This window comes from Cupriavidus sp. SIMBA_020, assembly GCF_046535395.1.
In the GTDB taxonomy this organism is placed as follows: domain Bacteria; phylum Pseudomonadota; class Gammaproteobacteria; order Burkholderiales; family Burkholderiaceae; genus Cupriavidus; species Cupriavidus campinensis.
In genome coordinates, this window is record NZ_JAWRWU010000252.1 from 1 (window position 1) to 324 (window position 324).

1 protein-coding gene is annotated in these 324 nt (G+C 64.8%); it reads right to left on the reverse strand.

All coding sequences use genetic code 11. From position 1 onward, the window contains the following. The coding region (locus SB751_RS29065; protein ID WP_410748916.1) for a cbb3-type cytochrome c oxidase subunit I at nucleotides 1–324 on the reverse strand (324 nt) is incomplete at both ends.

Consider the following 324-nt stretch of genomic DNA (forward strand, 5'->3'; position numbering starts at 1 on the left):
CGACGCTTGGGCTGTAGTCCAGCCCTGACAGCGGCGGATAGGCGAGCCAGCCGGTCGCGGCGAATTCGCCCACGAACAGCGAGATCATCATCAGCGCGACGCCGGCACCGAACAGCCAGAAGCTCAGCGAGTTCAGGAACGGGTAGGCCACGTCGCGGGCGCCGATCTGCAGCGGCACCACGATGTTCATCAGCCCGGTGATGAAAGGCATCGCCATGAAGAAGATCATGATGACGCCGTGGGCGGTGAAGATCTGGTCGTAGTGGTGGGGCGGCAGGAAGCCGGCGGAGTCGGCCGAGGCGACGGCCAACTGGGTACGCATCA